12 protein-coding genes are annotated in these 13,557 nt (G+C 68.7%); 9 read left to right on the forward strand and 3 right to left on the reverse strand.

Annotated elements, in window-relative coordinates; all coding sequences use genetic code 11:
* Positions 1-9: 9 nt before the first annotated feature.
* Complete coding sequence (locus tag BUF17_RS05820; RefSeq protein ID WP_073626528.1) at positions 10-438, forward strand: DUF1810 domain-containing protein; 429 nt, start codon at positions 10-12, stop codon at positions 436-438.
* Here BUF17_RS05820 and BUF17_RS05825 read toward each other — a convergent pair.
* Entirely contained in the window at positions 387-1,433 is a 1,047-nt protein-coding gene (locus BUF17_RS05825) for an NAD(P)H-binding protein (protein ID WP_073626530.1), read from the reverse strand. The two genes, BUF17_RS05820 and BUF17_RS05825, sit on opposite strands and share 52 nt — an antisense overlap.
* Positions 1,434-1,522: 89 nt before the next feature.
* Between BUF17_RS05825 and BUF17_RS05830 the strand changes: the two genes are divergently transcribed.
* The 3 genes from BUF17_RS05830 (at position 1,523) to BUF17_RS05840 (ending at position 4,038) form a co-directional block, all read left to right on the forward strand.
* Positions 1,523-2,413, forward strand: coding sequence for a LysR family transcriptional regulator (locus BUF17_RS05830; RefSeq protein ID WP_073626533.1), 891 nt, complete (start codon positions 1,523-1,525; stop codon positions 2,411-2,413).
* A 198-nt stretch (positions 2,414-2,611) separates the two neighbouring features.
* The gene (locus BUF17_RS05835; protein ID WP_073626535.1) at positions 2,612-3,148 is read left to right on the forward strand and encodes a GNAT family N-acetyltransferase; all 537 of its coding nucleotides are present in this window, start codon (positions 2,612-2,614) and stop codon (positions 3,146-3,148) included.
* On the forward strand, positions 3,145-4,038 hold the full coding sequence (locus tag BUF17_RS05840) for a DMT family transporter (RefSeq protein WP_073626537.1): 894 nt from the start codon (positions 3,145-3,147) through the stop codon (positions 4,036-4,038). Before BUF17_RS05835 ends, BUF17_RS05840 begins: the two co-directional genes overlap by 4 nt.
* Positions 4,039-4,182: 144 nt before the next feature.
* Here BUF17_RS05840 and wrbA read toward each other — a convergent pair whose 3' ends face one another.
* Positions 4,183-4,782, reverse strand: a complete 600-nt coding sequence (gene wrbA / locus BUF17_RS05845; protein ID WP_073627178.1) for an NAD(P)H:quinone oxidoreductase — start codon at positions 4,780-4,782, stop codon at positions 4,183-4,185.
* 449 nt (positions 4,783-5,231) lie between these two features.
* On the opposite strand from wrbA, the gene groES reads away from it, so the two are divergent.
* Positions 5,232-5,519 (forward strand): co-chaperone GroES, encoded by a 288-nt coding sequence (gene groES, locus BUF17_RS05850; protein WP_073626539.1) that lies wholly within the window; start codon positions 5,232-5,234, stop codon positions 5,517-5,519.
* A gap of 98 nt (positions 5,520-5,617) precedes the next feature.
* Positions 5,618-7,258 carry a chaperonin GroEL gene (groL, locus tag BUF17_RS05855; protein WP_073626541.1) on the forward strand — a complete coding sequence of 547 codons (1,641 nt, stop codon included), beginning with the start codon at positions 5,618-5,620 and terminating at the stop codon, positions 7,256-7,258.
* 191 nt (positions 7,259-7,449) lie between these two features.
* On the opposite strand, the gene BUF17_RS05860 is transcribed toward groL, so the two are convergent.
* The gene (locus tag BUF17_RS05860) at positions 7,450-9,000 is read right to left on the reverse strand and encodes a glycosyltransferase family 39 protein (RefSeq protein ID WP_139282433.1); all 1,551 of its coding nucleotides are present in this window, start codon (positions 8,998-9,000) and stop codon (positions 7,450-7,452) included.
* Positions 9,001-9,280: 280 nt separating this feature from the next.
* Between BUF17_RS05860 and BUF17_RS05865 the strand changes: the two genes are divergently transcribed.
* The 3 genes from BUF17_RS05865 (at position 9,281) to BUF17_RS05875 (ending at position 13,514) form a co-directional block, all read left to right on the forward strand.
* On the forward strand, positions 9,281-10,432 hold the full coding sequence (locus BUF17_RS05865) for a carbohydrate kinase (RefSeq protein WP_073626545.1): 1,152 nt from the start codon (positions 9,281-9,283) through the stop codon (positions 10,430-10,432).
* Complete coding sequence (locus BUF17_RS05870) at positions 10,432-11,364, forward strand: pseudouridine-5'-phosphate glycosidase (RefSeq protein WP_073626547.1); 933 nt, start codon at positions 10,432-10,434, stop codon at positions 11,362-11,364. Before BUF17_RS05865 ends, BUF17_RS05870 begins: the two co-directional genes overlap by 1 nt.
* Positions 11,365-11,828: 464 nt before the next feature.
* Positions 11,829-13,514, forward strand: coding sequence for an NAD-dependent malic enzyme (locus tag BUF17_RS05875; protein WP_073626549.1), 1,686 nt, complete (start codon positions 11,829-11,831; stop codon positions 13,512-13,514).
* Positions 13,515-13,557: the final 43 nt, after the last annotated feature.

Raw genomic sequence — 13,557 nt, forward strand, 5'->3', positions numbered from 1 at the left:
GAGGATGCGATGAACGACGCGACCTACGATCTCGACCGGTTCGTGCAGGCGCAGGAGGGCGTCTACGACGCCGCGCTCGCCGAACTGCGGCAGGGCCGGAAGGAAAGCCACTGGATGTGGTTCGTGTTTCCCCAGTTCGCCGGCCTCGGCCACAGTGCGATGGCGCAGCGCTATGCCATCGGCTCCATGGACGAGGCGCGGGCCTATCTGCGACACCCGGTGCTCGGACCGCGACTGAAGGCCTGCACCGCGGCCGTGAACCGCCTTTCCGGCCGTTCGGCGCGCGACATCTTCGGCACACCTGACAACCTGAAATTCCGGTCGAGCATGACGCTGTTCGCCGCCGCCGATCCGGGCGAGCCGCTGTTCCGCACGGCGCTCGAGATCTATTTCGGCGGCGTGCCGGATTCCGCGACCGAAGCGAAGGTCGCGGCCTGAGCGGAGGCCGCGGCGCGGGACGAAGACGCGGCGCGGCCGGCGAGGGTTTCCCGCACGGCCGCGTCGAGCGGCGTATGCGCCTCGATGCCGAGCGCGGCAAGCCGCGCGCCGTCGAGCCGGACCGGCTCGCGCCAGAGATAGCGCATTTCGCCGAGCTCCCGGAACAGCGGCACGAACGGCGCGGCGAGCGCCATCATGGCCCACGGCAGCGAGGACACCGGAAGGTCCGGCCGGCCGACGGCCCGCCGGATCGCGGCGATCATCGCCGTGCCGTCCGCATCCCAATGGCCGGCCATGTGGAACGAGGCGAACGCGCCGAGCACCTGCTCCCGCTCCACAAGACGCATCATCGTCTCGGCGACGTCGGGCAGGTAGGCCCATTGGTGACCGACGCCGCGCCGGCCGGGATAGGTGATGCGCCGCAGCGGTCCCTCGCCCTTCGCCAGCACCTGCGAGAACCAGTTGTTGCCGGAGCGGGGGCCGAAATAGTCGCCCGCACGGACGATCAGCACCTTGCCGCCAGCATCCGCCGCGTGCTTCAGGCGGCGCTCCATCTCGGCGCGGATGCGTCCCTTGTTCGTGAACGGGTTCTGCGGCGCGTCCTCGCCGATGAGCGGCATCACGTCCCGGCCGTAATTATAGACCGTGCCGGGCAGCAGGATGCGCGCGCCGCTCGATACGGCGGCGGCAATGGTGTTGTCGATCATCGGCAGCACCAATTCGGCCCAGCGGCGGTAGCCCGGCGGGTTGACGGCGTGGACGACGAGCTGCGCCCCCTCGGCGGCGGCCGCGACGTCGCGGGCGTTCATGGCGTCGCCGGTGATCCAGCGGATGCCACCGGCCGGCGCGGCCGCCCGGCCCGGATCGCGATGCAGCGCCCGCACGGCCCAGCCGCGGGCCTGAAGGCCGCGGACGACTTCACCGCCGATTCCGCCGGTGGCTCCGAGCACCAGTGCCGTTCTGTCCGCGTTCTGCCTGTTCGCGTTCTGCGTCATCGTCCGACCTCCATCTGACCGATGGAAGATGGGCCGATGCGATGCTAAACGGAATTGTTGAAATCCGTAGTGCATCCATACGGAAATTTATGAACACGAGAAAGCCGGACTGGGATCTCTATCGCAGCTTTCTCGCGGTCGCGCGGGAGGGCTCGCTGTCGGCCGCCGCCCGCAGCCTCGGACTGACACAGCCGACGCTCGCCCGGCATGTCGAAGACCTCGAACGCGCGCTCGGAACGACGCTGTTCGTGCGCTCGCAGCGCGGGCTGTCGCCCACCGACGTCGCACGCAGCCTGATCCCCCACGCCGAGACCCTGGCGGCGACGGCGGACGCGCTGATCCGGGCGGCATCCGGCGATGGCGGGGACGTTGCAGGAACGGTGCGCATCAGCGCCAGCGAGATCATGGGCGCGGAGGTGCTGCCGCCGATCCTCGCCGCGCTGCGCGAGCGCCACCCCGCCCTCGCGTTCGAGCTGGTGCTGACCAACGCCGTCGAGGACCTCATGCAGCGGGAAGCCGATATCGCGGTGCGCATGGTGGCACCGACACAGGGCGCGCTCGTCGCCCGCCATGTCGGGCGCATTCCGCTCGGCTTCCATGCCCATCGGCGCTATCTCGACCGCGCCGGGACGCCCCGGACGACAGCCGACCTTGCCGCGCACGCCCTGATCGGCTTCGACCGGGGGTCGGCGGCGATCCGCGCCATGGCCGCCCGGGTGCCGGCGCTGGACGGACTGCGCTTCGCGCTGGCGACGGACAGCGACATCGCCCAGCTCGCCGCCATCCGCGCCGGGTTCGGCATCGGCATCTGCCAGGTGCCGATCGCCGCGCGGGACCCGGATCTCGTCCGCCTGCTGCCGGACGCCGTGACGCTGTCGCTCGACACCTGGATCGTCATGCACGAGGACCTGCGCGCGTCGCCGCGCTGCCGGGCGACCTTCGACGGGCTGGTGGAAGGGTTGGCCCCGGCGATGGAATGAGCCGCCGGACGCGGCTCCCCTTGCCCACACACGCACACAAATGATACGCAGGAGGGACGGATTTCGCTGGTCGGCGTTGCGCGCGGGATCCCCTTTCCTCGGCGAATCGACAGCGGTCGGACAAGAACGATCAACCGCCGGGAATGCGGCCCGCACAGCGGGTACAGGCGCCGCTGTTCGCGTTGTTCGAGGTCTTCCGTGTCTACCCTCTCGTCTGCCGGCGCCGGTTCCTCCGGCGCCGTCGTCGTCCGTGCCGCCTCCGACGGCGACGGCGCGGCCATCGCGCGCCTGATCGCCGGCGTGTTCGCCGAATATCCGGGCTGCGTCTACGAGCCGTCCGAATTTCCCGAACTCGCCGCGCCCGCCAGCCACTTCGCCGGTCTCGGCGGACGGCTGTGGGTGGCCGAAGACGGCGACCGCCTGATCGGAACCTTCGGCCTCGCCGCCACGGCGGAGCCGGGCGTGTTCACGCTGCACAAGGTCTATCTCGATGCCGCCGCGCGCGGCCTCGGGCTCGCCCGGCGGATGCTGGACGAGGCGATCGCGTTCGCACGTGCTGCCGGCGCGACGGAGCTGCGGCTCTGGACAGATACGCGCTTCACGGCCGGGCACCGCTTCTATGACCGGTACGGCTTCACCCGCATCCCGGTCCGGCGCTTCCTCGCGGACGCATCCGATTCCTGGGAATTCGCCTACCGCCTGCCGCTCCCGGCCAGCGGGGAGGCACGGCCATGAGCGCGGTTTCCATCCGCACCGATCCGGGCTCGACCCCGGTGCTCGTCGGCGCGGCCGCGATCTGCTCGTTCGTCGGGCTCGACACCACCATGAAGTTCCTGGTGGGTGGCCTGCCGCTCGAACAGGCGGTGTTCCTGCGCTACGCCTTCGCGATCCCGATCGTCCTCATGCTGTTCCTGCGCCGGCCACAGCGGCTGACGGTCGCCTCGCTGCGCTCCAACGGGCTGCGCGGCGTGCTGGTCGTGATGATCGCGATGTCGTTCTTCTATTCGATCTCGGTGCTGCCGCTCGCCGAGGCGATGGCGATCCAGTTCCTGGCGCCGTTCTTCATCGCTCTGTTCGGCCGGCTGATCCTGAAGGAGCCGCTCGGCGGCCGCGTGATCATCGGCCTGTGCATCGGCTTCGCCGGCATCCTCGTCATCCTGTGGGGCCAGATCGGTGGCAAGCACGGCGATTCCGCACTTTACGGCGCGCTTGCCGCGCTGTTCGCCGCGGCGTGCTACGGCCTCTCCAACGTGCTGGTACGGCGGCAATCGGCGAGCGATTCGGTGGAGACCATCGTGCTGTCGCAGACCATCGTCGCCAGCACCCTGCTCGCGATCCCCGGAACGAGCGCGTGGCAACCGCTGACGACGCAGGATCTGTTCCTGTTCGGTGCCGTCTGCGTGTTCGGCACGCTCGGCCAGTTCGGCATCACCTGGGCCCTGACGCGGGCGCCGGCCTCGCGCCTGGCGGTGCTCGAATATACCGCGTTCCTGTGGGCGAGCCTGTTCGGGTGGCTGGTGTTCGGCGAGCATCCGACGACGCCGACGCTTGCCGGCGCGGCGATCATCGTCGGCGCCTGCCTGTTCGCGCTGCGCCCGGCCCCGACGCGGCAAGCGGCCGAGTAGCCTGCGCCGGAGACGCGACGACGTTCTTCTCAACAAAAAAGGGGCCGCCCGGCGCTGTGCCGGAGCGGCCCCTGGTGTTTTCGGCGCGGGAGCGCCCCGCCCGGATCGGACAATCCGGACGAAGGCAGACCCAGCCGGAAGCGGTCAGGCCGATAGCTTCGCCGCGATCTCGGCGACGTGCTTGCCCTGGAACTTCGCGCCTTCGAGCTCGACCTCGCTCGGCTGACGGGAACCGTCGCTGTCCGAGAGGGTGGTCGCGCCGTAGGGGGTGCCGCCCTTCACCACGTCGACGCCCACCATGCCCTGGAAGGCATAGGGCAGGCCGACAACGACCATGCCGTGGTGCAGGAGCACGGTGTGGAACGAGGTGATCGTCGTCTCCTGGCCGCCATGCTGGCTGGCGGTGGAGGTGAACACCGAGCCGACCTTGCCGATCAGCTTGCCCTGGGCCCACAGGCCGCCGGTCTGATCGAGGAAGTTCTTCATCTGCGACGCCATGTTGCCGAAGCGGGTGGGCGTGCCGAAGATGATGGCGTCATAATCGGCGAGTTCCGCCGGGGACGCGATCGGAGCTTCCTGCTCGAGCTTGTAATAGAACTGCTTCGCCACCTCTTCCGGCACCAGCTCCGGCACCCGCTTGATGGTGACTTCGGCGCCGGTGGAGGCAGCGCCTTCGGCGGCGGCCTTGGCCAGCGCCTCGACGTGACCCCAGCTCGAATAATAGAGAACGAGAACCTTCGTCATCTCGTGCACTCCGTCTTTCGTTCATCTGTGATATGGCGTCCGAGGCGGCCCGGCGGACACACGGTCCGCAGATGGCCGCGCCGGGGTGAAACCGGCGGCAGGCAGACACACCGCGACGCCAGCGACCGGCGGCGCCGATCAATGACGACACAACACTTAAGGCGGTCCGGTGCCGCAAGCTACAACGCTGGTGTGAACACTGTGTCGTCCATTGGCGCCCCATTGCAGCGCGCCGCGTTGACGATGCCGTGTTCGCCGGACCCGCCGGCCGCTGTTGACTTCCGGTGCCGCGCCTCCTACATCGCAGGTGGCTTGGCACTCCCATCGGGAGAGTGCCAGGGAGGTGCCGGCGCTGGGTCCCCGTTCATGCGGAGCGGACGCAGCAGCGGCGGCCTCAACCGAATTCCGATCTTCCGCGATCCTTTTCGAGAACCTGAAGGAAAACAACCATGGCTTTCCGTCCGCTGCACGACCGGGTGGTCGTCCGCCGCGTCGAGTCCGAGGAAAAGACCAAGGGCGGCATCATCATTCCCGACACCGCCAAGGAAAAGCCCCAGGAGGGCGAGGTCGTCGCCGTCGGTCCCGGCGCGCGCAACGACAAGGGCGAGCTCGTGGCGCTCGACGTCAAGGCCGGCGACCGCGTGCTGTTCGGCAAGTGGTCCGGCACCGAAGTGAAGGTCGACGGCCAGGATCTCCTCATCATGAAGGAGAGCGACATCCTGGGCGTGGTGGCCTGATCCACTGATCCCACGGGACGGCCGGCCGAGCGCCGGCCTTTCCATAAGCGGCCTTTGCGCGGCATAGGCCGCGGCCCGCATCCAAGAGGAAAAATCCGATGGCTGCCAAGGAAGTCAAGTTTTCGTCCGACGCGCGCGACAAGATGCTGCGCGGCGTCGACATTCTCGCCAACGCGGTGAAGGTCACGCTCGGTCCCAAGGGCCGCAACGTCGTGATCGAAAAGTCGTTCGGCGCTCCGCGCATCACCAAGGACGGCGTGACCGTCGCCAAGGAAATCGAGCTTGAGGACAAGTTCGAGAACCTCGGCGCCCAGCTCGTCCGCGAAGTCGCCTCCAAGACCAACGACCTCGCCGGCGACGGCACCACCACCGCCACCGTGCTCGCCCAGTCGATCGTCCGCGAGGGCGCCAAGGCGGTTGCCGCCGGCATGAACCCGATGGACCTGAAGCGCGGCATCGACCTCGCCGTCGTCGCCGCCATCGCGGACCTGAAGGCCCGTTCGACCAAGATCAAGACCTCGGAAGAGGTCGGTCAGGTCGGCACCATCTCCGCCAACGGCGAGCGCGAGATCGGCGAGATGATCGCCAAGGCGATGCAGAAGGTCGGCAACGAGGGTGTCATCACCGTCGAGGAAGCCAAGTCGCTCGAGACCGAACTCGACGTCGTCGAGGGCATGCAGTTCGACCGCGGCTACATCTCCCCCTATTTCGTGACCAACGCCGAGAAGATGGTCGCGGATCTGGAAGATGCCTTCATCCTGATCCACGAGAAGAAGCTCTCGACCCTGCAGCCGCTGCTGCCGGTGCTGGAAGCCGTGGTGCAGTCCTCCCGTCCGCTGGTGATCGTGGCCGAGGACGTCGAGGGTGAGGCTCTCGCCACGCTCGTCGTCAACAAGCTGCGCGGCGGCCTGAAGATCGCGGCCGTGAAGGCTCCGGGCTTCGGCGATCGCCGCAAGGCGATGCTCGAGGACATCGCGATCCTCACCGGCGGCACCGTGATCTCCGAAGACCTCGGCATCAAGCTCGAGAGCGTCACGCTCGACATGCTCGGCCGCGCCAAGAAGGTCTCCATCACCAAGGAGAACACCACGATCGTCGACGGTGCGGGCGAGAAGTCCGACATCGAAGGCCGCGTGGCGCAGATCAAGGCGCAGATCGAGGAGACCACCTCGGACTACGACCGCGAGAAGCTGCAGGAGCGTCTGGCGAAGCTGGCCGGCGGCGTCGCGGTGATCCGCGTCGGCGGCGCCACCGAGATCGAGGTGAAGGAGCGCAAGGACCGCGTCGACGACGCGCTGAACGCCACCCGCGCCGCGGTCGAGGAAGGCATCGTCCCGGGCGGCGGCGTCGCGCTGCTGCGCGCCAAGAAGGCCGTCGCGGCCGTGACGTCCAACATCGCCGACGTTCAGGCCGGCGTGAAGATCGTGCTGCGCGCCCTTGAAGCCCCGATCCGCCAGATCGCCGAGAATGCCGGCGTGGAAGGCTCGATCGTGGTCGGCAAGGTGCTGGAGTCTTCGGACAACGAAGGCTTCGACGCTCAGACCGAGACCTATGTCGACATGATCAAGGCCGGCATCATCGATCCGACCAAGGTCGTGCGCACCGCGCTTCAGGACGCCGCGTCGGTGTCCTCGCTGCTCATCACCACCGAGGCGCTGATCGCCGAGCTGCCGAAGCCGGCCGCTCCGGCGATGCCGGGCGGCGGCGGCATGGGCGGCATGGGCGGCATGGACTTCTGAGGACGTCCTGACGCCCCTGCGCCCGCAGGCCGCGACCGGGACACCCGGTCGCGGTGGCGGCACGGACGCTCACGGGCGTCCGGTCGCCGGGGCCGCTGAAGAGGGTGACGAACATGAAACCGCCGGCGCATCGAATGCGCCGGCGGTTTCTTTTTGTGAGGCGTGGCCGAGAGCGAGGCGGAAGCGGCCGGCTACCACGGCGCCGCGTGATGGAGCGGATTGCCGATGGGATCGGCGACGCGGATCACGACATAGCGGTCGAGCAGGACGCCGCCTGCCCGGCGCTCGATCACGCCGAGGGGCTTCACGTCGCGGAAGCGCAGATCGAGATATTGCGGGTAGAAATTGCGCTCCAGGCCGACGAACAGGCCGGGCTGCTGGAGGATCGCCGGATCGGGATCGGGCGCCGCGGCATAGCGCAGGCGCTCGTGAAGCTGCTCCACCGGCACCTGCCGCAGATAATAGGCAAGCTCACCGGTCATGGCGTAGTTCTGGGTCGCGATCCAGCTCGCGCCGGCCGCCATGCGCTGCTTCTCGACCTCCGCGGCGAGGTCCTTCCAGCCGCGCAGCTGCTGGGTCGGATCGAGCGGCGAGACGATGCCGGCGATGGGACGCGCGCCATGGGCCATGACCCCGATGCCGGTCGCGAGGCCGGCCACCACCGCCCAGGGCAGCAGCACCGTGAGCCAGCGGCCGAGCCGGCCGCGTGCGCCCGACGCGAGCCATGCCGCGGCGTCGCCGGCAACGAGAGCGCTCGCCGCGAACAGCGGCGCCGCCCAGTTCGCCTGGACCCGGTCATGGAAGCCGTGGCTGACGAGATAGAGCACGAACGGCAGGCTGGTGGCGACCAAGAGGCCGCGGCGGACATCGCCTTTCCAGCCGGCCCGCACCGCGAGCCACGCGCCGAGCAGCACATAGGGAACGAGCAGAGGGCCGATCAGCAGGACCTCGCCGGCGATGAATTCCGGCACGTGCTCCAGCTCCAGCGCGCCGGCCCCGGCGCGGCCGAACTGCTTGATGAACGACGCCCAGCCGTGCTGCGCGTTCCAGAGCACCACCGGCAGGAAGATCAGCCCGGCGAGGACACCACCGGCCCAAAGCTGCCACGATGCCAGCCAGCGGCGGGTTTCGCGCCAGGCGAGGATCCACAGCACCATGCCGGCGCCGAGAAAGAGCACGGAATATTTCGAGACGAGACCAAGCCCGGCGAAGGCGCCTGCCGCGAGCCACCACGACGCGCGGCCGGAGCGGACGAGTTCGGCCAGCGCCCAGACCGCGAGGCCCCAGAACAGCGCCGAGGGCTGGTCGGGCGTGGCGACGATGCCGGCGCCGCCGATGAACACGGTGGCATTGAGCACGAGCACGGACCACGCCGCAGCGCGCTCGCTTTCGAACAGGATGCGGGCGGTGCGCCACAGCGCCAGCGAGCCGATGGCGACGGAAAGCACCGAGAACAGCCGCAACCCGAGGGCGTTGTCGCCGACGAGGGCGATGCCGGCCGTCATCCACCACCCCACCATCGGCGGATGGTCGAGATAGCCCCAGGCCGGGTGCAACCCCCACAGCCGGTAATAGGCCTCGTCCTCGGTCGGCGGCGTCGCGGCGGAGAAAAACAGCCGCAGCATCGTCAGCGCCAGCACGAGGACGGCGACGCCGGCCGGCGTCAGGAAGAACCCGCCCCAGCGCGCCAACCGCGTCGTCGGGCCGGCAGGGCGGGCGCTTGGCACGGGGTCGCTGATCACGGTGGCGGGATTCCTCAACTTCCGGCGGAGGCATCAACGTCGCGTGCGAGATCGGCGCGTGGCCGATGCGAAGCGGCGTTCGGAACATGCCCGGCGCCGTGGCCGGAGCCGCAGCGCCCTCTTCCGGATGCGAAACGGGCGCCCGATGCTGTAGAGCCGGCGGCGGCCTTTTTCAAGGCGGCCTCCGAGCGGGACGATTGCTGTCTAGACTTTTGTCTGTTCTCCCAATAAATGTTGAGAGACGCCGCTTTCGCCCGATCCGCCGAGAGGCCCCGCCTTCATGTCGCAGTCTTCCGACGCCCTGAACGAACCGGAGCGCGCGATTCTGGCACGGATCGAGGCCGATCCGTTCGTGTCGCAGCAGGACCTCGCGGCGGCGCTGGGGCTCGGCCGCTCGACAATCGCGACCTACATCGCGCAGCTCGTGCGCAAGGGCTACCTGCTCGGCCGCGCCTATGTTCCGGCGCCGCGCCCCGCAGTCATGGTGATCGGCGGCGCGGTGATCGACCGCAAGTACCGCGCCGCGGGGCCGGTGCTGCCCGGCACGTCGAACCCGGTGACGAGCCGGCGCGCGTTCGGCGGCGTCGGCCGCAACGTCGCCGAGGTGCTGGCACGGGTCGGCGTGGAGACCACGCTCGTCACCGCCGTGGGCGACGACGAGGCCGGCCACGCCCTGCTCGCGGCGGCGAAGGAGGCCGGCATCGACGTCAGCCGCGCGCTGGTGCGCCCGGGGGCTGCGACCGCCGAATATGTCGCGGTGCTCGATCCGGCCGGACGGCTTTTCACCGGGCTCGCCGACATGGCTGTCTTCGAGACGGTAACGCCGGCCGAGGTCGAACGGCTCGCACCGGTGCTGACGCGCACGGCCTGGATCTTCCTCGACACCAACATGCCGGCGGAGGTGATCGCGGCCGTGTTCGCACTCAGGCGCGCGGGCCGGTTCCGGCTGGCGGCCGATGCCGTCTCGGTCGCGAAGTCGCGCCGGCTGCCAACCGATCTCACGGGCCTTGACGTGCTGTTCCTCAATGCCGACGAAGCGGGGGCGATGGTGGCGGACGGCGCAAACCTGCCGCCGGAAGACTGCGCCCGCCGTCTCGTCGCGACGGGGGCCGGCGCCGTGGTTCTCACGCTCGGCGAGGCCGGGCTGATCGTGGCCGACGGCGACGGCTGCCATCACGTTGCCGCCGTCCCGGCCGAGGTCGTGGACGTCACCGGGGCCGGCGACGCGCTGATCGCGGTCACCCTCGCCAGGCTTCTCGCGGGCGTCCCGCTCCTCGCCGCGGTCCGCACCGGCGCGCGTGCCGCAGCCCTGACGGTGGCGAGCGAGGCGAGCGTCGCGCCCGGTCTCTCCCCCGCCCTGATCGCCGCAGACGAAGACGATGTGCCCGGACCGGGCTCCGATCCGGATCCGCTACAGCAAGGACATCCATGATGACGACGAAGCCGCCCCATCCCTGGTTCGACATCGCCGACGACGTCCGCGACGCACTCGCGCACGGCGAGCCGGTGGTGGCGCTCGAATCGACCATCATCACCCACGGCATGCCGTTCCCGGACAATGTCTCCACCGCGCGGGCGGTCGAAGCGGCGGTTCGCGAGGCCGGCGCGGTGCCGGCCACTATCGCGGTCGTCGACGGACGCATCAAGGTCGGGCTCGACGACGCGACCCTGGAGCGGATCGGCGCGGCGAAGGACGTGGTGAAGGCGTCGCGACGCGACCTCGCCGTGATCGCCGCCCGCCGGGGCACCGCGGGCACCACCGTGGCCTCCACCATGCTGATCGCTGCGCGAGCCGGCATCGCGATCTTCGCCACAGGGGGCATCGGAGGCGTCCACCGCGGCGCGGAGACGACCTTCGACGTCTCGGCAGATCTGGAGGAGCTCGGCAACACGCCGGTCGCGGTGGTGTGCGCCGGCGCGAAGTCGATCCTCGACATCCCCAAGACGCTCGAATATCTCGAGACCCGCGGCGTGCCGGTGCTCGGCTACCGCACGGATGCGTTCCCGGCGTTCTTCTCCCGGGATTCGGGCTCGCCCGTCGATGCCCGCTTCGACGATCCGGCCGCGATCGCCGCCGTGATCGCCGCCCAGCGCAGCCTCGGCCTCCACGCCGGCATCCTCATCGCGAATCCTGTGCCCGAGGCCGATGCCCTGCCCGGCGATGAGATCGAACGCACCATCGCAGCGGCGGTGGCGGAGGCGGCGCAGCGCGGCATCGGCGGCAAGGAACTGACGCCCTTCCTGCTTGCCCGCATCAATGCGCTGACGGGAGGCAGCAGCCTCAGGACGAACATCGCCCTCATCCTCGACAATGCGCGCCTCGCTGCGGAAATCGCGCGCGCGCTCGCGGCGCTGACGGCCTGACGCCCTCGCCACTCCGGGGCGGGCCTCATCCAGGGAGGCCCGTTCCTCTTTGCCCCGTCCCTTTGCCGGCAGCCTTTCGGCAGCGCAACCTCAGGGTTCGGGAGACGAAGATAAACCTTCGTATAGTTCATTGTACGAGTGGCAACTTGATTTCCGTTGAAAAGCCCGCCTATCCTGTGCATCTGAACGATGCATAAGGCGCATGAAACTGTTTGCGCTCAGCCCAAGCCAAAGGGAACGGCCTGACGCATTTATATCCCGGTCCGAATGCTGACAAAGCGATGACAATGCGTCGGAATGCATCCGACACAAAGAAATCGCGGCTTCATGCAGACATGTTTATTGCACGTGCAGCGTGCTGATCGACGTGACCGGGCCATTTTCCTGAAGACGCGCTGCCGTTCCGTTCTCTCGTTTCCCGCCGACTGTTTCCTCTGCTCGCCACTAGCGCCCAAGGTGTTCGCATGACGACCAAAAAGATCGACGCGACCCGGTTCCACGGCCAGGAACTGATCGACACGCCGCTCCTCAACAAGGCGGACGCCTTCTCCGATTCCGAACGCACGACATTCCGGCTGCATGGGCTGCTTCCGCCGTCGGTGGAGACGATCGAGACCCAGCTTGAGCGCGTGAAGGATGCCTACCAGCAGAAGACGACGGATCTGGAACGCCACATCTACCTGCGCGCGCTGCAGGACACCAACGAGACGCTGTTCTACCGCTTCATGGTCGAAAACGTCACCGACCTGATGCCGATGGTCTACACACCGGTCGTCGGTCTCGGCTGCCAGAAGTTCAGCGAAATCTATCGCCGTCCCCGCGGCCTGTTCATCAGCTATCCGCTGCGCGATTCGATCGACACGATCCTCGAGGCCGTCAGCGATCAGGACGTGCGCGTGATCGTCGTCACCGACGGCGAGCGCATTCTGGGCCTTGGCGACCAGGGCACCGGTGGCATGGGCATCCCGATCGGCAAGCTCTCGCTCTACACCGCCTGCGGCGGCATCGCGCCGGAATATACCCTGCCCATCACGCTCGATGTCGGCACCAACAACCAGGAGCGGCTCGACGATCCGCTCTATATCGGCTGGCGCAACCGCCGCATCACCGGCGACGAATATGTCGCGTTCGTCGATGCGTTCGTGGCCGCCGTGAAGCGCAAGTGGCCGAACGTGCTGCTGCAGTTCGAGGACTTCGCGCAGAACCACGCCACCATGTTCCTGGAGCGCTATCGCGACCAGCTCTGCATGTTCAACGACGACGTGCAGGGCACGGCCTCGGTGGTGGTCGGCACTGTGCTGTCGGCGGTCAAGGTGTCCGGCCGGCCGCTTTCCGACCAGCGCGTGGTGGTGGTCGGCGCCGGCTCGGCCGGCTGCGGCATCGCCGAGCAGATGATCCAGCTCATGGTCGAGGACGGCGTCGATCCGAAGGAAGCGCGGTCGCGGTTCTACATGATCGATCGCGAGGGCCTGGTGCTCGACACCCAGCAGGGGCTGTGGCCGTTCCAGGCGAAGCTCGCCCACACCGCCGCCGACCTGGCCGCGTGGCCGGCGGGCGCCGTTCCGGGCAAGTTCTCGTTCCTCGAGACGGTCAAGAACGCCAAGCCGACGATCCTCATCGGCGTCACCGGCCAGCCGGACATCTTCACCCAGGAGATCATCCGCACCATGGCGGCGACGGTGGAGCGGCCGATCGTGTTCCCGCTGTCGAACCCGACGAACCGTTGCGAGGCCCAGCCTGCCGACGTGCTCGCCTGGACCAACGGGCGGGCGATCATCGGCACCGGCAGCCCGTTCCAGCCCGTGCCCCATGACGGCAAGCTCTATCCGATCGCCCAGACCAACAACGCCTACATCTTCCCGGGCCTCGGCCTCGGCATCCTCGCCCTCGGCATTCCCCGCGTCAGCGACGGGATGTTCATGGCTGCGTCGCGTGCGCTTGCGGATGCCAACACCGGAGGCGACGGCAGCGTGCCGGTGCTGCTGCCCCCGCTCAGCGACATCCGCGCCGTGTCGCGCGCGATCGCCATCGCGGTCGCAAAGGCGGCCATCAAGGACGGACTCGTGGCTGCGGCGGACGACGACACCATCGCCGCGAAGGTCGACGCCACGATGTGGAACCCGGAATACCGGGATTATGTCGCCGCCTGAACAAGCTGGCCGGCGCCGTTTCCGTGCCGCCGGCCGACCGTGA

The organism is Pseudoxanthobacter soli DSM 19599, assembly GCF_900148505.1.
In the GTDB taxonomy this organism is placed as follows: domain Bacteria; phylum Pseudomonadota; class Alphaproteobacteria; order Rhizobiales; family Segnochrobactraceae; genus Pseudoxanthobacter; species Pseudoxanthobacter soli.